This is a genomic window from Companilactobacillus halodurans, from assembly GCF_009600985.1.
Taxonomy (GTDB): domain Bacteria; phylum Bacillota; class Bacilli; order Lactobacillales; family Lactobacillaceae; genus Companilactobacillus; species Companilactobacillus halodurans.
The window spans coordinates 50953-70901 of the sequence record NZ_VDFP01000013.1; the positions used below are offsets into that span (position 1 = coordinate 50953).

Consider the following 19949-nt stretch of genomic DNA (forward strand, 5'->3'; position numbering starts at 1 on the left):
AGATGAGAAATAGAAGTCGAATCTTTTGGGGTTTATTTCTACTAGTAAGTGCAGCTATTTTAATCGTCAGCCAGTTGCATTTATTGACCTACACATTTACTTTTTGGACGATTGTCGCAACCATTATTTTGGTAGCGTTCTTGATTAAGAGTCTGACGTATTTTTCCGTTTCTGGAACAGTCTTCTCCCTAGCGTTTTTAGCAATTCTTTATGCTAAACCATTAGGAATCGCTAGTTTGAGTGCTTGGACGATTCTTGGTGCCGCATTACTGATTTCAATTGGATTGTCGCTGATTTTTCGCCCTTTTTTAGCTAGGCACCGCCCCTGGATGAAAAAAATTTATAAGTATAAATATCAATGGAACGGCAAAGGTGATTTTAACTCCGATGTAAAAACAGTCGATGACCCCGATGTTGAAGTGGATGTCAAAATGGGCAATAGCACGCGATATGTGGAATCAAATGACTTTAAGAGTGCTGATATCAATGTCGAAATGGGCAACGCTAAAATTTATTTTGAACACGTCAACGTCCAAGATACAGCAGTTATCAACGTCAACGTTTCCTTAGGTGCAGCCGAGTTATACGTACCGCGTGATTGGAATATCATCAATGGACTGGATAATAATTTGAGCAATATCTCCGAAAATGGTGTTAGAAAAGTTGATGTTGATAGTCCTAATGTTACTGTGCAGGGATTGGTTTCCTTGGCTAATTTGAAGATTACTTATATTTAATGGTAGGAAATTTCCTCTTTGATGTCCCTTTTGAGATATTTTAGGGGAATTTTTAAATTTATAATTGCTAGATTTTGTTGCTAGTTTTTTTAGAATAATAGATAATTCATTTATCATCAAACTATTCAAAAACATCTAGTAAAGGAAAATAAGTCAGATGGAAATGTTGGAACCTATCAATACAGATTACAGTTATGGCCATTTAACGAAAGTTCAAAGAGCAGAGATTATTAAGAAGTTAACAGAATCTCAAAAACAAACTATTGAACAATATAAGAGATATAAAGTTAATTCGATGTTACTGAATCAATTCAATAAAACAGGAACAGAATGGAAATTTTTAGAAGAAAAGATTAATTGGAACTTTAACCAATCTAATCCAAATGAATCTAATTTACATTGTTCATGTGGACGAGGAGTTAAATATCTCTATGTTTGCAAGTCAAAAAACAATCAAGAAATAAAGTGTTTTGGTAAAAACCATTTAGAACAAGAAGCTGGCATTGGATCAAATGTGTTGCAAGATATAAGGAAAGAAAAGCATAAAATTGATCGTGGTTTAGATGAAATATTGATTCGAGTTGATGGAGATGTATTCTTTCCCACAGAACCATATGAGTTTCTTAAAAAGAATAGAATGTTGGATATTCTTTTTTCAAAAGAAAGGATGGAATATCTGAAAGAATTTAGTCGTGAAGGATTGCCTATTTATCGCGAAGATGAGAACAAGATGATTAAAGAGTTTAATCGAATTCTAGAAAAAGTTAAGGAACAAAAGCATCAAAAGTGGTTAAAGACTACTGAAGGTATTCAATATTTAAAAGAACAGGTAATTAAGAAAAAATATAATGAAGAACAAGAAATAATACGAATAGAACGCCAGAAAATATGGTTAAATAATAATGATTGGTTTAACGAGCAAAAAAAATTTGAAAGAAAATCAGATAATAAAGAAACAACAATATTCACACTAAAAAAACGAACTATCGATAATGCAAAAGTGACATTTAACCAGGTACTTATCCATCATAATGACGTAACTGAAAAATATTGTATTGAAAGTAATTGTGATATGGATGCTTTGATTATTAATGGAATGTTTGATGGTGGATCCGTTACTAATGGAAAAACGATTATTCCCCAAGAAACTGTGATTAGATTGTTAAAAATGCTCAATAAAAAATTTGAATATGATATAAATGGGCTTGAAAAAAGAGTCGATGAAATATATGGAATTTTAGAACATGAGGGTATTATTAAAAAAAGCAAAAATAGATTCATAGCAAATTACTAGAGATTTTTGAAAGAATATATACTAATGAAAATGGTTCTAAACGACAGAAAATAAAATTGCAAAAAAAGGCATGATTCAGATTGAACACCTGAATCATGCCTTTAAATTTAAAAGCCTATATTGTTAGGAGATAACATATTATCTATTGTTTTTTTGAAAACATTAAATTTTATAGTAAGTGAATACCGTTAGCATCGCATTTATCACGTAAGTCTTGTGGCCAAACTGCAGCTTGGACTTCACCAACGTGAGCTTTGCCTAATAACAACATGCAAAGACGTGATTGTCCGATACCACCACCAATTGTGTATGGTAGTTCGCCAGCTAGTAACATTTTGTGGAATGGCAATGTCGCACGATCTTCAGCATGTGCCATCTTCAATTGTTTCTTCATTGATTCTTCACTGACACGAATACCCATACTTGAAATTTCTAGGGCGTGTTGGAGAGGTTCATACCAGAACAAGATATCACCGTTTAATTTCCAGTCATCATAATCAGGGGCACGGCCGTCGTGACGTTTACCACTCTTCATAGGTCCACCGATTTGCATTAAGAAGACGCAGCCAAGTTCTTTACAGATAGCATCTTCACGTTCCTTAGGTGTCTTATCGGGCCAACGGTCTTCTAGTTCTTGAGTTGTAACGAACTTAATCTCATCAGGTAGATGGTGAACGGCTTTAGGAAATTTATACCAAACTTCGTGTTCCATGTGTTTGATAACTTTGAAAATTTGTTTAACAGTACTTTCGAGTGTTGCGGTTGTTCTTTCATCCTTAGCAATAATTTTTTCCCAATCCCATTGGTCAACGTAAATTGAGTGGATGTTGTCGAGATCTTCATCTTTTCTGATGGCGTTCATGTTTGTGTAAATGCCTTCGTGCATATCAAAGTGATAACGTTTCAAGGCAAGACGTTTCCATTTAGCTAGAGAATGGACGATTTCAATAGTTTCGCCGGGAATTCCTTTCATGGTGAAGGAAACAGGTGATTCGACACCGTTTAGGTTATCATTCAAACCAGTACCTTTTTCGACCATCATTGGTGCTGACAAGCGTGATAAATTAAGTTCCTTACCAAATTCATCTTGGAAAGTTTCACGGATGTATTGGATAGCTTTTTGTGTTTCTTTAACAGATAGTTTTGGATCGTAGTCCTTAGGTATAATTAGGTTCATAGTATTTTCCTCCATTTTTGCCGACCTTTGGTCAACCATATTCATAGCAAAATAAAAAAAGTCTTTCATCTCAGTTATTAAATTAATAATAACTGGGACGAAAGACTTTTTCGCGGTACCACCCAAGTTGCCTATTTAAAAAAATAGACCACCTCAATAAGAGCACTAACATGCTCCACCGTTGGTAACGTACCGGTTAACGTCTGTACTTACTTTGACAAAAGTCATTTTAGCCAGAAACATAAGAAAGTGTTTTTCAGAAATTCCATTTACTAATTGGGTTCTCACCATTCCCAACTCACTGTCAGTGTGAAAAAACTTACTCTTCTTTCTTGTCGTTTTTATCTTGTGACACCTATATTAGCATGTTTTACAAAAATGTAAATAATTAAATTTGATTTTTATTAATTTTGGCATTCTTTATGAGACGGCTTTTAATGAAGAAAAAAGAAAATAAATTGTTTAAAAAAGAACATACGTTCGTGTTAAATGATATAATGAATTCAACTTCAAATAAAGGACCAGACTGGTATGGGAGTATCTAATTCACAGAAATATACGATTACTAAACATGCGGCTAAAAGAATTCACACTCGCTTTAATATTTCCTCAACTCAAATTAGAGGTTGGGTATCAAATTTTTTAAGTGAAGCAACCTTTTTTCAATATTCTGATGAAGAGTCTGATAAATCTGTTCAAATTTTTAAAAAGGGTGATGTATTAGTAGTTTTAAATGTTGAAAATTTTACTATTATTACGGCTTATCCGTATAATCCATTTAATAAAACAAATGGATTGAGTAAGGATACAGTAGATAAACTGCAACCGTCATTGGATAAAATTGTTGCAGAGGAAAAAATTCGATTGCGAAATGATTTAGATGGGATGATGATCGATTTACAATTATCATTTCAAGCTTTTCAAAATCATCCTAAATCTGAAGTTTTGCTAAAGAAATATATCCGTTCCTTGAAAAAAATTAATTCACGAATTGAGACTAGTAAGGCTCTGATTGGTGATATTGAAGGACTGAAGGAATAATAAAAACTGGCTAATAATTACTAACCAGTTTTGCTTGATTTATTCTTCTGTTAAAGCTCTATATAAACTTAAATTGACTTCATGTTCTAATCTGATGGTAAATTCAATTAGTTTAGTTATTTTTCCATCAGTATTTTTTGCGGTTGTATTTTCGGCTGTAAGAACTTTAGCAGAACCCAAATAGTAAAAATCATTGCCCTCACGCTTATCGTCATCAGATTTCTTAACAAATAGTTGAATCATACCGAATTCTTTATGTTCAATTACTTTATGTTCGGTAGCGCTTGAGGTGGAACGACCGCTTTTTGAAAACCAACGCATGGTTGAACGATCAAGAAAAGCATCCTCATATGCTAATTTATTTGAGAACTTTTCAGTTTTTTCCAATGCTATAAATACAGGAAGAAATTTACCATCAGGACGCATGATGTAACCACCGACATTTTGAGGATTTTGTTCATTTTCCCAATTCAATAATTTAATGACATCGGATCGATAATATTTTTCTCCAATTTTGAATCGTTTTATGTAGGCAGTATCTTTTTTGTTAAGTTCCAAAAGATTAACATCAATAGCGTCAATAAAGTACTTGGTAAATGCTTTTGACTTTAAAGCAGATTCAAATTTAGGAGTAAATTTCCAACAATGATTATCGCGGTTGATTATTGAGATTTGACCATATTTCTTTTGATTTTTCTTCATGAAGTACTCTAAGTTAAGAATTCTTTCAGCATTATTTAATGAGTCGCCATCAAAGAAAATATTTTTTGATTTAAGTTCTGAAATAATGCTTTCATCGGTTAAGAAGGTATTATTTAATAAATCCCTTAGTATCAAGGCTTCCAAGGGACGCTTAGATACGGTTATTTCTTTAGAAATAAATTTTAAAAAGATGGATTGTTCTTCATTAAGTGAATCAATAGGATTATTTTCAAATTTTACTTGCATATAATACAAACTATCAAATTTTCGTATTATATCTGGTACAGCAATATTTCCCATTTTGTAAAAATCAACCAACATAGGTGGGCGTAATCCAATTTTATCTTTAAGATTGTTGTACGCATTTTTAAATCTTTTCATTTCGTTTAAACGAACATTAGAAACAGCTTTTAAAACACGTTTTCGGGCAATTTCTTCAAAATTTATTGTCGAAACACCAGAAATACTGGGACTGATAATTTGTTTTCGAATTTTTTCTTTATTACTTGTGTGAGAACGATCAAATGCCATTGGGATCATATAATTTTCATCATAATTTCCAATGAAATCTAAAATTGTAACAGATTCTTTTCCTACGTATTTTCGTAAACCTCGACCAAGTTGTTGTAAGAAAATGATACTAGATTTAGTAGGACGCATCATGACGATTTGATTTAGACAGGGTATATCGACACCCTCATTAAAAATATCGACTGTAATAATGTATTGTAGTTCACCATCAGTTAACTGGCTAACAGCATTTTCTCTAGTCTGGACTGTATCAATAGCTGATACAAACTTTGTTCTAATTCCACGAAGATTAAGCTTGGTTTCCAATTCACGTCCTTCTTCGACACGACTAACAAATATTAATCCATGAACATTGTCATCTCGAGGACCATAATATTTAGCTTTAGCAATTATATAATCCACACGTTCATCGGAAACAAGGTAACGTAGAGTAGTTTTGTCATCTATAATTTGACCATCTTTTTCATAATCAGTTACTCCAATATAGTGAAAAGGTGTCAACAAATCGTTATCGAGTGAATCTAATAAAGAGATTTCGTATGCTAAATGATAATTAAAATAAGCATAAACATTTGTTCCGTCAGTTCGTTCAGGTGTAGCCGTCATGCCAAGCATAAATTTAGGCTTGTAAAAATCCATTAACTTTTGATACATACTTTGTTTTTTACCAGGTAGATTTTGACTAACACGGTGAGCCTCATCGATAATAATATAATCAAATCTTGTTGCTCCCAGTTGTTTACAAATTGAATCTTTAGAAATCATATTAACTGTTGCAAAGAGGTAGCGAGCATCCAAATCTTTTTGGCCACCGCTTAGAATGCCATAATCACTATTAGCACCGCCTAGAATTTCCTGAAAACTAGTCATTGCTTTACGAAGGATTTGTTCTCTGTGAACAACAAATAAAACCTTTTTAGGATTACATTGTTGAACATCAAACGCAGCTAAGTAAGTTTTACCAGTACCTGTTGCGGCCACAACTAATCCTTTTTTAGCATGTTCTTTTTCACGAAGATGCTTTAACGCTTCTAAAGCAGGCTTTTGCATATCATTTGGAGTAATTCCACTTGGCTCAGAAACTTTTGTAGTAGTTGGTGATAATGTGTAAGTTCTAGGTTGCCAATTATCTCGATAGTTATTTATCCAACTTGGTGTTAATGGAATTGCTTGATTCCAAAGGCTGTCTAATTCTCTTTTGACATCATGAACAATATCTCCTTGGTCAGTAGAAGTTACTCGTAAATTCCATTCAAAATTTTTCTTCAAAGCATTTTGAGTTAAATTGGCGCTTCCAATAAGAATACTTTCATATTCTGCATGATTGAAATAATAAGCTTTGGTATGAAATCCGCTTTGCTCGAGGACTCGTACGTCTAGATTTGGAATGTGCAATAAATCGTCAAAAACATCAGGATTATTAAATTCCAAATAAGTTGAGGTAATTAGTTGACCCTTTATTCCATGGGTTGATATATCAGCTAATGTACTTTTTAGATCTAATAAACCGCCTAAAGTAACGAATGCGACGGCGATACGAAAAGATTTGGCACTACGAAGTTCTTCTTCTAACGTGTCCAAGATAGTACCATTGTGGTTAGTAACTAGTGCCGGCTGATATTGCTCTAATGCTTGTGTCGAATTATCAATGAATCCGAAATTAAGACCTTTAGAAATTTCCTTATCAGTATTCATAGTTAAGACCAGTCTTTGCCAATGCTTTAATTACAGAAACGTCACTTGGAGCCCATGATAGTTCAAGAGCCTCCCTTGGAGAAACCCAACGTAATTCATCATGAGCGATAGTTTTAGTAATATCACTATCCAAGCGGACATAATAACAATGTAGTACGACCTCACCAAATTTTAATTCAGCGATTCCATCGATTGAAAATTTATCAAACACAGTTGCTTTTGCACCAAATTCCTCTTGAAGCTCACGAGCCATAGCTTCCTTAGGAGTTTCTGATGGTTCAATTTTACCGCCAGGAAATTCCCAGTACCCACCTAAAACCCGATTAGATGCACGTTGGGCGGCAAGTAATTTACGGTCTTTAATAATAATTGCCCCAACAACTTGAATTTTACTCATACGACCACTCCTAATTAATGATTATTCAATAACTCAAGTATATCAAAAGTGAAGAAAACAGCTTTAGAAATCAGAATAAATAAAAGTTAAAATATGCAAAAACCTCAAGCTCACATTGAACTTGAGGTTTTTGCATTATTAACGATACAGTGAAATCACAGAATAATTTTTAAGATAGAAATTGATGAATTCATGAAATATGGATACTTACGAAAATTATTTTTAATAATATTTCCTTAATACCTAAATTTAAGGCCCTAAATCCCTTGTCTCACGCCGTATTTTGTAAGATCATATTATATAAGTGAAAAATAATAATATAAAATATACAAATTTAGCTCGTCAATTCTGAAAACTAATTGTAATAGAGCTTTTGGGGATAAAAATATGTCTAGTTTAGAGAATTTAATTCATGCTTATACAAAAAATTTAGATAGTTACTTAAAAATAGAAACGGGAAATATATATACAATTCCATTTTCTCAAAGGAAATATGAATGGCGTAAGCAAGAAGTTTCAAGATTATTTAAAGATTTAACCTCTTTATATGAAACTACAGTGAAGAAATGCATATGCTTAACTTTTTTACATTTTCTAAGGATGATAATGGGGATCTTAGAATATTTGATGGTCAGCAAAGAACTGTAACATGTATGCTCATCTTGGCTGTTATAGCTCAAAAAATTTATAGAAATGGAAAAGTTGATGCCGCAAATCAGATACACAGCTCTTATTTTTATAAAGAAGATGCTTTACGTAAAATAAAATCACAAAAGAAATTAAAGTTTGACTCTGAAGATGATGATGATTTCTTTTATAAAATCACGGAAAAGGATTTTGATATTAGTAAAAATATCTCAACCGTATTAAATACCAATAAACTATATGGTAATAAAAAGAATATGGCTGTAAATATTGTTTACATAAATGATTTATTAGATGATTTCATTAAGGACAATAGTAATGTCGATTTGATTGATTTAAGTACTTCAATAACTGATAAAACTTTTTTAGTTGAATTTATAGCTGATACTGAAGAAATTGCGTTAAGTATGTTTGAATCATTAAATAATACCGGAAAGAGTATTGAAAAGTATTATGTATTAAAAAATGATTTGGTTAAGTGTTTAGGTGAAGATGAAGTTAAGAACAATTGGAATCAAATTGACTTTAACTTGAGTGATCTAAGCACTAATTCATTCTTAATATCAGTTGCGACTTTATTTGCTGGTAAAACCACATCAAGTAAACTATTAGATAATTTGTATAAGGATGTAGATAAAGATTCAGCTTCTGAAATGAAGGAATTGTTGAGAAAATTAAAAATAGCATCAGAATATTTTTCTGAAATATGTAATCCTAGTCAAATGGAACATCCAGATAAAAATGTTCTGAAAAAATTTAGGAGTTTATCAGATCACATATCTTTATTTGGTATGAGGCAGCACAGGCCCATTATATTAGCCATGCTTATGAAAAATTTTGATTTAGCTGAGGTAAATAGCGTTCTTGATGCTGTATTAAAATTAACAATTAAGAATTTTTATTTTGATGAGAGAAAAGCAAATACGATTGAGAAGAAATTTGCAGACTTAGCTAAAAATGTATATAACGATGATATTGCGGTTAATAGTATTATTGAAGCAATTTCGAAGTTATTCATTGATGATGGTGAGTTAAAGAAAGCTATTTTAAGGAAAAATATAGTTCAAAATAGAAAAATTTCTTATATCTTAAGAAGAACCTATAATTATGGGCTTAAAAAAGGGGAGCTAGAAGTTAGTTCTGAAAATAATGATGTCGAACATATTATGCCTCAAAATCCCAAAGCTAATAGCCAATGGATCAAGTGGTTCCCTGAAGATGACGTCAGGGAAAGATATACTTATTCAATTGGTAATTTAACATTATGGTTGGATTCAGATAATCGTAGAGTCAAAAATGCAGAATTTAGTGCTAAGGCTATATCTTACAAAGATAGTGCTTTGCCAGAAAACAAAGTAATTGCTAAGAATTCCAAATGGACTGAGTCTGAAATAGATGAACGTTCAAATAGAATGGCAGATGCAATAATAAAAGCTTTAAATTAAATTACGCAAGAAGTCTACCCTAGTAGCAAATCAAAAAAATTAAACAACAATTTTCCACCATATAAAATAATAATCACGCCAAAAATTAAATTAATAATTCGCAGAACTTTTGCATTAAATTTATCTTTAAATTTAGAAACAATAAAACTTAAAAGAATAAACCAAACTGCAGAGGCAATCCCAACTCCAGCGATAAAGATTGGATAACTGTAATTAGGCAGAGTAACTTGAAAGGCGCCAAGCATCATCGAACCATCAATAATAGCCTGTGGATTGAACCAAATAACCACAAAAGCTGAGGAGATAGTTTTAAAAATGGTCATTTCATTTTGAGAACTACTGATATCGTTAGTTTGTGATCTAAGCAAATTAATACCCATGAAAATTACGATTAAACTGCCAACCAATAAAATAATCAGTTGTAGCCATTCAAACTTTTTCATAATAGCGCCAATTCCAAAAAAACAGGCAAAAGCCAGCGTGACGTCAAAAAAGATAATAATTAAAGCGGTTAATAATGATTTTTTCCGAGACTGTGTTAAAGCAGCGTTTATGACAAATAAATTTGCTAAGCCAATTGGTGCATCATAGGCTATCCCCATTGTTAGTCCTTGTAAGAAAAAGTTCATGATTAATCTCCCTCATCAATCAAAGTAAACACACAATATTAATTATATCGGTTATTAGGATTAAATGTGGATGAGCTAAATAAACTATAAGTCAAAGATCAATAATTCAAAGATAATTATTGGTCTTTTAGTTTTCTAAAATTTAACCCTCAATAAGGCTTTTAAATTTGACGAAATGAATCCGCTTGAATTAAAATTTTAGCTAGTGTAATATTTTTTTAATAATTCAAATTAATTTAATTATTCATCGGAGGGTTTGATATTTTCAGACCGGATAAGATGCTATCCAGCCTTGGCTGCTTAGCGTCTTTTTTTAACTAGATGGATGAGAACAAGAGGGGGTTCTAATGAAAGTATTAATGCCGTATCTTAAGCGCTATCGCAAAGATGTTTATATTGCTTTGATATCTATTGTTGCTTTAGTGTTTGCAACGCTTTGGCAACCGCGTTTATTGCAGGTGGTCATGAATGCAATTTTGAAAGGTGACAAAGCTACCATTTTTCAACAAGGCATCTTTTTGATTGGATTAGCTGTGATTGGGATTATTGCGGGGATAATCAATACGATTTATTCAGCTCGGTTGGCTTTAGGCGTAGCAACGGACTTGCGAAGCGACTTATATAATCAAGTGCAATCATTTGCTTATGCTGATGTTGAAAAATTCTCTGCATCTAACTTAGCAGTGCGGATGACTAACGATATTAATCAAGTTCAACAAATTGTGATGGCAGGATTTCAACAAATTAGTCGGATTCCACTGTTATTTTTAGGCGCATTTATTTTGGCAATGGTCACCATGCCACAACAATGGTGGATTCTTGTAGGAATGATGATAATTGTTTTCGCTGTTACTTGGTATTCATATCAAAAAATGAGCGATTATTTCACGCAGACGCAAGAAGATATCGATGACGTCAATACGGTAGCACGTGAAAATCTAATGGGGATTCGTGTTGTTAAATCATTTGTCCAAGAACCAAACGAGATTTCCAAATTTTCTAAAGCTTCTGATAGATTGACTGGTGTTACAGCAAAAATAGGTTACAACTTTGCTATTTTAATGCCAGCTTATTTCCTGACAGCCAATATTGCTGTCGTCTTATCAGTTTATCTAGTTGGACAAAATTTGACCACGCATCCAACCTATTTAGCTGCTATCACAAGTTTTATTTCATATGTTATGCAAATTCTATTTGCCGTAATCAACGGTGGTTTCTTAATGATTGCTGCTTCAAGAGCTAATATCTCGTTGGGCAGAATTGGCGAAGTTTTAAAAGCCAAGCCAAGCATGACTTATGTAAAAGGCGACCGTGGTCCTGTGGAAGGCGATGTTGAATTTGACCATGTTACTTTCACTTACCCTGGAGATGACGCGCCAACTTTGAAAGATATTAATTTCAAAGTGAAGGCCGGAGAAATGATTGGCGTTGTCGGGGCAACTGGTTCAGGTAAAACAACTTTGGCACAGATGATTGCTCGTTTGTACGACCCCGATGAAGGTTCTGTAAAAGTTGGTGATACTGATGTACGGCAGCTTCCAGAAAAATCTTTACTTGAGACGGTTGCTTATGTATTGCAACGATCGACTTTGTTTTCTGGTACCATCTCTGCCAATTTACGGCAAGTGAAAGCTGATGCCACGTCAAATCAAATGCAATGGGCAGCAGGAATCGCTCAAGCTTCAGAATTTATTGAACGATTGCCATTGACTTACGATGCACCGGTCGAAGAACGTTCATCGAATTTCTCTGGCGGACAAAAGCAGCGTTTATCGATTACACGTGGCGTGATTGCTGAACCCAAAATTCTAATTTTAGATGATGCGACATCTGCCTTAGATGCGAAATCTGAAAAATTAGTTCAAGAAGCGCTGGATAAAGATTTGACCAAAACGACAACAATTGTGATTGCTGAAAAAATCTCGTCAATTATGCGTGCTGATCGAATTTTGGTATTGGATGATGGTCGTATCGTTGGCAATGGTACTCACCAAGAGTTAGTCGCCAATAATGCGGTCTATCAACAAATTTATCAAACGCAAAAGGCTAAGGAGGGTGTAAATCATGGGTGATTTAAGAAATGCTGGAAAATATTATTGGCATTACCTAAGAAAATATTGGTTTGGATTCATTATGACGGCCATTCTAATCGGTATTTCGACTGCTTGTATCGTTATTGCCCCCACTTATCTTGGCCGAGCGGTTTCGGAATTGACGACCTATTTGCAGCAGTGGACTAATGAAGCAACCCGTCAAAATGCCAGTTTAGGAACATTCCATAAGACTTTGTGGATCTATCTTGGCTTATACTTTGGCGATGCTAGTACTTTATTGATAGCTAGTATGATTTTGGCTCGGATTACCGCCTACTCAACAGGTACGATGCGTGTCGGGTTATTTCGCAAGATGCAACGGATGCAAGTTCGTTATTTTGATTCCCACAGCAATGGCGATATTCTTGCTCGGTATACTTCTGATTTAGATAATATTTTTAACGCTATGAATCAAGCATTAATTGATATTTTCTTGGCAATTGCCCAATTTATTGGAATACTGATCGTTATGTTCGACCAAAATACCACGATGGCCTGGGTCACAATGGGAACAACTCCCATCGCTTTGATAGTTGCGGGAATCGTGATGCAAAAAGCTAGCGTAGCGGTCAATCGTCAACAAGATGATGTCGGACAATTGAACGGTTATATCAATGAGCAAGTTACAGCTCAAAAGGTGATTATCACTAATGGTCTTCAAAAAGATTCAATTGCTGGTTTCAAAAAGCATAATCAAAAAGTTCGTAAATCAGCTACTTCTGGTTTGATTTGGTCAGGAATTTTGAATCCATTGATGCAAGGGATGTCGCTACTAAATACAGCAATCGTTATTTTCTTTGGTTCTTGGTTTGCTCTAAATGGAACCTTATCAACTGGAGCTGCCTTAGCATTGGTCGTAGTGTTCGTAAATTATGCGCAACAATATTATCAACCAATCATGTCATTGACGAGTCTTTATGGAATGATTCAGTTGGCAATTACTGGTGCCAGACGAGTGGATGAAGTTAGGAAGCAGCCTGATGAAATTGAGCCGGTTTCCGGAAAAACTTTGCCAGGAATTAAAAAAGAAGTTCAGATTTCGGATGTTCACTTCAGTTATTTACCAGGAAAAGAAATTTTGCACGGTGTCTCGATTTCGGTTCATAAGGGCGAGATGGTAGCTTTAGTTGGACCAACGGGCTCAGGTAAAACAACGGTCATGAATCTTTTGAACCGCTTCTATGATGTTGACAGTGGGAAAATCACGATTGATGGAACCGATGTTCGAGAATTTTCTTTAGATTAATTACGAAGAAATGTCGGAATCGTGTTACAAGATCCACAACTATTTTCAGGTACGATTGCTGATAACATTCGTTATGGTGACCCAACTGCGAATATGGAACGTGTGATTGATGCTGCTAAGCAAGCTAACATTCACGATTTCATTGTCAGTCTTCCAAAGGGTTATGAAACACTGGTGTCAGATGAACAAAGTGTTTTCTCAGCTGGCCAAAAACAATTGATGTCAATTGCTAGAACGATTTTGACTAATCCACAGTTGTTGATTTTAGATGAGGCAACCTCTAACGTCGATACGGTTACGGAAGCTAATATTCAAGCAGCTATGGATCGTGTGATTCAAGGACGGACTAGTTTCGTTATTGCTCACAGATTGAAGACTATTTTAAATGCCGACAAGATTGTCGTTTTAAAAGATGGATCAATTATTGAACAAGGCAATCATGAAGCTTTGTTAGCAGAAAATGGTTTTTACGCAGGTCTTTATCGTGATCAAATGGTGACAAATTAAATAATTAAATGACATTCTCTTTTGAATGTCATTTTTGTTATATCTCTGATTTGAGGGGATAATATTTTTATGAGGAGGTAACGATGAACTTATTTGAAAAAGAATTGATGGATAAAAAGACGAATTATTTCATCATAGATTCTAGTTCCAGTGCTGAACACAATGATGTTGATTTCAAGTATTACAGTTATCAAAATCGTAATAATAATCAGCTCCATAAAAACGATTTGATAATTTATCGTCGTTCAGGCAGTGGATCTGAATGGGGTAATGAATTTTACTTGTATGGTGCTGGTAAATTTGGGGACGTTATTGCTAAAGATCCTCAAAGTGGCAATGACATCGTTGCTATCGAACAACCATATTTGTTTTCGCATCGCTTGATGAAGCAGAATCTTCGTACTTTTGACTGGAAGTTTCGAAAATTTAAAGGCAAGTGGTCCAATTTTTTCAACATGAATGGTATTACTAAAATTACGAAAGATGATTTTGTCGGATTGTTAAGTCGTCAACTTGATATGTCCAAAGAAACAAGCAATTTGTCTCTAGCTGAAGAATCGATTGCTGTTAAATGTTATCAAGCTGAAAGAAAAGAAGCTTATTTTATTGGCGATGAAGTTAAAGGGACTCCGTCTCGAAGAGCTGTTGATAAATTTTTTACCGATAAAGTAAAATTTATTTATCATTATAAATCTGCTTTGACAGGTGATACTGATGAAGACAATTTAGTGGCTGTAAGAATTGTTCCTTGGGAAGATGACCCTAAGATTCGACTTGACCCCCGAAATGGTATTTGTTTAACAAAAAAATTAGCTAAAGCCTTTGTTCAAGGCTATTTCACCTTGACTGATGATGGACGTATCACGCTATCTAATTTGGCATCTGCTGAACCAATAATCAATAAAACACTAAATAAATATAAAAATAGAAAAATATATATGAATAAGCAATACTCTCCTAATAAGAAATATTTAAACTACCATCGCGAACATATTTTTAAAAGATAGAGCTATTGACTTATCAGTGAACGCTTTGTATTATATGTACAACAACTTTTAATTAAGTCCAGCGAGGCTTAGAAAGTAAACAAGTATAGAGAGTAATCTCTAAAACAAAAACTTTCTTTGTCAGCTGGCAGAGAAAGTTTTTTTATTACTATATAATTAATCAACTTAAATTAATTTAATAAAATAGTTGTTTATATTAAAATTATTCTAATTTTACCATTGACGAAGTGCTGAGATGTTTGTATTATAAGAGCAATAACTTTTAAGAAAGTCCAGAGAGGCTCAAAAGCGAATGATAAACGGAGAGGATTCTCCCAAGCTTCGCGTACTGGTAAAAGTTTTAATATTTGAATTTTTAATTGGATCCAGTGAGGTCCCAAAGGTTCAGTCTAAATCAATCGTCAGAGACAAAACTTTAGGGATGCTGGTAAGCATCCCTTTTTATGTACCAAATTTTATCAATTCGGAGGACAAACATGAAAAGATACCTAGTTTTTGAAGATGGAACATACTTTGAAGGTACGGCTTTTGGCAGCGACACAGAAACAATCGGCGAACTTGTTTTTACAACAGGGATGAGCGGATATCAAGAAACGATTACCGATCAATCATATAACGGACAGATTATTAACTTCTGTACCCCAATGATCGGTAATTACGGTGTTGCTGAAAAATTTAATGAATCACAAAAGCCTACTATAAAGGGCGTATTAGCCCGAGAAATAACCGATGTCACAGGAAACTATCAAAGTGAAATGACAATCGATGAATTCTTGAAACAAGAAAATGTCCCCGGTATCCGACGAATTGATACACGTGCAATAACGTTAAAAATAAGAAAAGCTGGCTCTTTAAAAGCCGCAATTGTCGATGATTTAGATTCAGGTCTAGTAGATCAAATCAGTACTTGGAAATTAGACGATAACCAGTTACAAAAAAGCATTAACCCCACACCAAAAAGTTTTTCAGGTAGCGGCAAGCATGTCGTAGTCTTGGATTTTGGATACAAAGAAAGTATTGTATCGGAACTGACTAAACGGTGCTTGAAAGTTACAGTTGTACCCGGAAATACTTCTTTAGAAGAGATTGAAAATTTGAAACCAGATGGAATTATGTTGAGCAATGGACCTGGAGATCCAACTCGTCATATGGATGTTTTGCCAAATATCGTTGCTTTGGAAAAATGTTATCCAGTCTTTGGAATCTGCATGGGACACCAATTGTTGTGTTTAGCTAATGGTGCCAAAACTTTCAAAATGAAATTTGGGCACCGTGGCTTCAATCATCCCGTGAAGGATTTAGCGACAGGTCAAATTTACTTTACATCACAAAATCACGGTTATGCTGTGGATGAAAAATCGGTTGAACAAACTGATTTGAAGATTACTCAAATTGAATTGAATGACCAAACAGTGGAGGGCGTGGAACACAATAAATATCAAGCCTTCTCTGTTCAATTTCACCCAGACGCAAAACCGGGCCCACACGATGCTGATTTCTTATTTAATAAATTCTGGGACATGATTAATAAATAATTGGAGGGGAATTAAATTGCCAAAAAGAACAGATCTTAAAAAAATTATGATTATCGGTTCTGGTCCAATTATTATTGGTCAAGCTGCCGAATTCGATTACTCAGGAACACAAGCCTGCCTAGCATTAAAATAAGAAGGCTATGAAACAGTTTTAATCAATTCCAATCCTGCAACGATTATGACTGACAAGCATATTGCTGATAAAGTTTATATCGAGCCAATTACGTTGGAATTTGTGGAAAAAGTCTTAGTTAAAGAACATCCTGATGCCATTATTCCGACATTAGGTGGTCAAACAGGTTTAAATATGGCCGTTCAATTGAAACAAGCGGGAATTTTGGACCAGTTAGACATTGAAATCATTGGAACAAAATTAGATACCATCAATGAAGCTGAAGATCGTGAAGAATTTAAAGAATTAATGAAGCAGTTGCACGAACCAGTGCCAGCCTCAAAATCGACTCACAATTATCCCGATGCTAAAAAATTCGTAGATAGCATTGGTTTTCCAGTTATTATCCGTCCTGCTTTTACCATGGGTGGAACTGGTGGAGGAGTTGCTCATGATTATCAGGAACTCGAAGAAATCGTTGAACGTGGTCTAAAAGCATCGCCATCGACAGAAGTATTGATTGAACAAAGTATTGCTGGCTTTAAGGAAATTGAATTTGAAGTTATACGAGATAGTGCCGACAATGCCTTGGCAGTTTGTCATATGGAAAATGTTGACCCCGTAGGAATTCATACAGGTGATTCGATTGTTGTGTCACCAATTCAAACTTTGACAGATCCCGAAGTCCAAAAATTGCGTGATGTCTCATTAAAAATTATTCGAGCTTTAAAAATTGAGGGTGGCTGTAATGTGCAATTAGCTATCGATACGAAGACTAGCAATTACTTCATTATTGAAGTTAATCCTCGTGTCAGCCGTTCTTCAGCTTTAGCTTCTAAAGCAACTGGTTATTCGATTGCTAAAATTGCGGCTAAAATTTCGGTTGGTCTAACGCTTGATGAAATCGTCAATCCTATAACAGGTAAGACTTTTGCTCAATTTGAACCAGCATTGGACTATGTCGTCTGCAAAATCCCACGCTGGCCGTTTGATAAATTCTCTAAAGCCGACAGAACCATTGGAACGCAGATGAAAGCAACTGGGGAAGTTATGGCCCTTGGTCGCAATATTGAAGAAGCTTTCCAAAAAGCAGTTCGGTCACTAGAAATCGACCAATCAGATTTGATTATGGATTCATTATCTGACAAACCGTTGGATGAATTGGAAGAATATGTTCAGACTCCAACTGATGATCGATTGTTCTATATTGCCGAATTGTTGAGAAGGAATGTTTCTTATGAAACTATTAATCAGCTAACAAAGATTAATCCTTACTTCTTAGCTAAATTGAAGAATATTATCAATTATGAAAAAGTCCTAACTGGAGGCACCCTAGATAAAGAAATCGTTGTTGGCGCTAAGCAATTAGGCTATTCAGACAAAACCATTGCCCGTTTGAATAATCTAGATGAAGATATTATTCGTCATTTCCGTATTCAAAGCGACATTTTACCAACTTATAAGACAGTTGATACTTGTGCTGGCGAGTTTGCAGCGGAGACACCTTATTTTTACAGTACTTATGAAACAGAAAATGAATCGACCAAGATGTCTGACAAATCAGTTTTGATTTTAGGTTCTGGTCCAATCAGAATTGGTCAAGGAATCGAATTTGATTATTCAACTGTTCACTGCGTTAGAGCTGTTCAACAAATGGGTTATAAAGCAATCGTAATCAACAATAATCCAGAAACTGTTTCAACTGATTATTCAGTAGCTGATAAATTATATTTTGAACCATTGACATTAGAAGATGTTTTGAATGTTTGCGACCTAGAACAACCAATCGGAGCTATTGTTCAATTTGGTGGTCAAACTTCAGTTAACTTGGCTGAACCATTGAAAGAAAATGGCATCAAAATCCTTGGTACGCAAGTTGAAGATATCAATCGTGCTGAAGACCGTGATTTATTCGATCAAATCATCAAAAAGCTACAAATTCCACAACCTGCTGGAGGCACAGCTACATCGCAAGAAGGCGCTCTAGAAGTTGCCCATAAAATTGGTTATCCAGTTTTGATTCGTCCTAGTTATGTTTTAGGTGGTCGGGCCATGGAAATTGTCAGATCTGATGAAGAATTGGATAAGTACATGCATGAGGCTGTCCATGTTTCAAATAATCATCCAGTCTTAATTGATACTTATTTGACGGGACGTGAATGTGAAATCGATGCTTTGAGTGATGGGAAAAATGTTTTATTGCCAGGAATTATCGAACACGTTGAAAGATCAGGCGTGCATTCGGGTGATTCAATGGCTGTTTATCCACCACAAAATATTTCTGATGAAGTGCAAAGTCAGATTGTTGAATATGCAAAACTTTTAGCTAAGGAATTGCATTGTATTGGGATTATGAATGTTCAATTCGTCATTCACGAGAATCAAGCTTACGTGATTGAAGTTAATCCTCGGGCTAGTCGGACAGTGCCTTTCTTAAGTAAAGTTACAAGCATTCAAATGGCTCGAATCGCAACTAAATTAATCTTGGGTGCCAACTTTGATACCTTAGGATTAGAACCAGGCTTGGAACCAGAATCTCGCTTGATTCATGTGAAAGCTCCAACATTCTCCTTTAACAAATTGAATGATGTCGACAGCGCTTTAGGTCCTGAAATGAAATCAACTGGTGAAGTTATGGGTTCAGGCCTGAACTACACCGAGGCACTCTATAAAGCCTTTGAAGCAACGAACCAACACATTAAAGATGCCGGAAATGTTTTGATTACCGTCAACGATAATGACAAAAAAGAGGCTAGTGCTTTAGCACAACGTTTCAGTCATGTAGGTTTCCAAATCCTTGCTACTAAAGGAACGGCAGCTTACTTTGAAAAATGCGGCATCAAAGCTAAAGTTATTCCAGAAGTTGGTCTCGCCAAAGAAGACATTATCTATTACTTGAGCCACAACAAGATTCAACTTTTGATAAATACTTTAGGCGAGAGCAGAAGTCAGCATTCTGATGGCTATATTATTCGTCAAAATGCCGTACTCAATTCAGTGCCACTTTATACGTCGCTTGATACAGCAGATGCCATTTTAAAAGTTTTAGAAAAACGGTTTATTAGTGTAACTCCACTTTAAAAAAATATTTATTGGCTTTAATTGCGTAAGAAAAGCAACCTAATCTAATTTTAGAAAAGGTTGCTTTTTTGCGTA

General features: G+C 34.6%; 11 protein-coding genes, 2 pseudogenes and 1 other annotated feature. Of the genes and pseudogenes, 9 read left to right on the forward strand and 4 right to left on the reverse strand.

All coding sequences use genetic code 11. The features are described from left to right. Positions 1-2: 2 nt before the first annotated feature. Together FHL06_RS07595 and FHL06_RS07600 are read left to right on the forward strand one after the other, a co-directional pair. Positions 3-737, forward strand: a complete 735-nt coding sequence (locus FHL06_RS07595) for a LiaF transmembrane domain-containing protein (protein ID WP_153385631.1) — start codon at positions 3-5, stop codon at positions 735-737. A gap of 157 nt (positions 738-894) precedes the next feature. Then, entirely contained in the window at positions 895-2031 is a 1137-nt protein-coding gene (locus FHL06_RS07600; RefSeq protein WP_153385632.1) for a hypothetical protein, read from the forward strand. A gap of 169 nt (positions 2032-2200) precedes the next feature. Here FHL06_RS07600 and asnA read toward each other — a convergent pair whose 3' ends face one another. Then, positions 2201-3208: an aspartate--ammonia ligase gene (gene asnA, locus FHL06_RS07605; RefSeq protein WP_153385633.1), complete on the reverse strand. Its 1008-nt coding sequence runs from the start codon at positions 3206-3208 to the stop codon at positions 2201-2203. Positions 3209-3298: 90 nt separating this feature from the next. Beyond that, positions 3299-3553 (reverse strand) — a binding site (T-box leader). A gap of 186 nt (positions 3554-3739) precedes the next feature. Here asnA and FHL06_RS07610 point away from each other — a divergent pair. Beyond that, complete coding sequence (locus FHL06_RS07610) at positions 3740-4249, forward strand: DUF4258 domain-containing protein (RefSeq protein WP_153385634.1); 510 nt, start codon at positions 3740-3742, stop codon at positions 4247-4249. Positions 4250-4288: 39 nt separating this feature from the next. On the opposite strand, the gene FHL06_RS07615 is transcribed toward FHL06_RS07610, so the two are convergent. Together FHL06_RS07615 and FHL06_RS07620 are read right to left on the reverse strand one after the other, a co-directional pair. After that, a complete protein-coding gene (locus FHL06_RS07615; RefSeq protein WP_153385635.1) occupies positions 4289-7177 on the reverse strand; it encodes a DEAD/DEAH box helicase in 2889 nt (962 codons plus the stop codon). Continuing rightward, positions 7167-7574, reverse strand: coding sequence for a (deoxy)nucleoside triphosphate pyrophosphohydrolase (locus FHL06_RS07620; RefSeq protein WP_153385636.1), 408 nt, complete (start codon positions 7572-7574; stop codon positions 7167-7169). The genes FHL06_RS07615 and FHL06_RS07620 overlap by 11 nt, the downstream gene beginning before the upstream one ends. A gap of 572 nt (positions 7575-8146) precedes the next feature. Here FHL06_RS07620 and FHL06_RS07625 point away from each other — a divergent pair. Then, entirely contained in the window at positions 8147-9664 is a 1518-nt protein-coding gene (locus FHL06_RS07625; protein ID WP_162000228.1) for an HNH endonuclease family protein, read from the forward strand. A 14-nt stretch (positions 9665-9678) separates the two neighbouring features. On the opposite strand, the gene FHL06_RS07630 is transcribed toward FHL06_RS07625, so the two are convergent. Further along, a complete protein-coding gene (locus FHL06_RS07630; RefSeq protein ID WP_153385638.1) occupies positions 9679-10293 on the reverse strand; it encodes a LysE/ArgO family amino acid transporter in 615 nt (204 codons plus the stop codon). Positions 10294-10640: 347 nt separating this feature from the next. On the opposite strand from FHL06_RS07630, the gene FHL06_RS07635 reads away from it, so the two are divergent. The 5 genes and pseudogenes from FHL06_RS07635 (at position 10641) to carB (ending at position 19874) form a co-directional block, all read left to right on the forward strand. Beyond that, positions 10641-12365 (forward strand): ABC transporter ATP-binding protein, encoded by a 1725-nt coding sequence (locus FHL06_RS07635; RefSeq protein WP_153385639.1) that lies wholly within the window; start codon positions 10641-10643, stop codon positions 12363-12365. After that, positions 12358-14139 (forward strand): annotated as a pseudogene (locus tag FHL06_RS07640) (ABC transporter ATP-binding protein). The gene FHL06_RS07635 and the pseudogene FHL06_RS07640 overlap by 8 nt, the downstream one beginning before the upstream one ends. A gap of 83 nt (positions 14140-14222) precedes the next feature. After that, positions 14223-15146, forward strand: coding sequence for an HNH endonuclease (locus FHL06_RS07645; RefSeq protein ID WP_153385640.1), 924 nt, complete (start codon positions 14223-14225; stop codon positions 15144-15146). A gap of 476 nt (positions 15147-15622) precedes the next feature. Then, the gene (locus FHL06_RS07650; RefSeq protein ID WP_153385641.1) at positions 15623-16681 is read left to right on the forward strand and encodes a carbamoyl phosphate synthase small subunit; all 1059 of its coding nucleotides are present in this window, start codon (positions 15623-15625) and stop codon (positions 16679-16681) included. A 16-nt stretch (positions 16682-16697) separates the two neighbouring features. Further along, positions 16698-19874 (forward strand): annotated as a pseudogene (gene carB / locus FHL06_RS07655) (carbamoyl-phosphate synthase large subunit). Positions 19875-19949 lie beyond the last annotated feature (75 nt).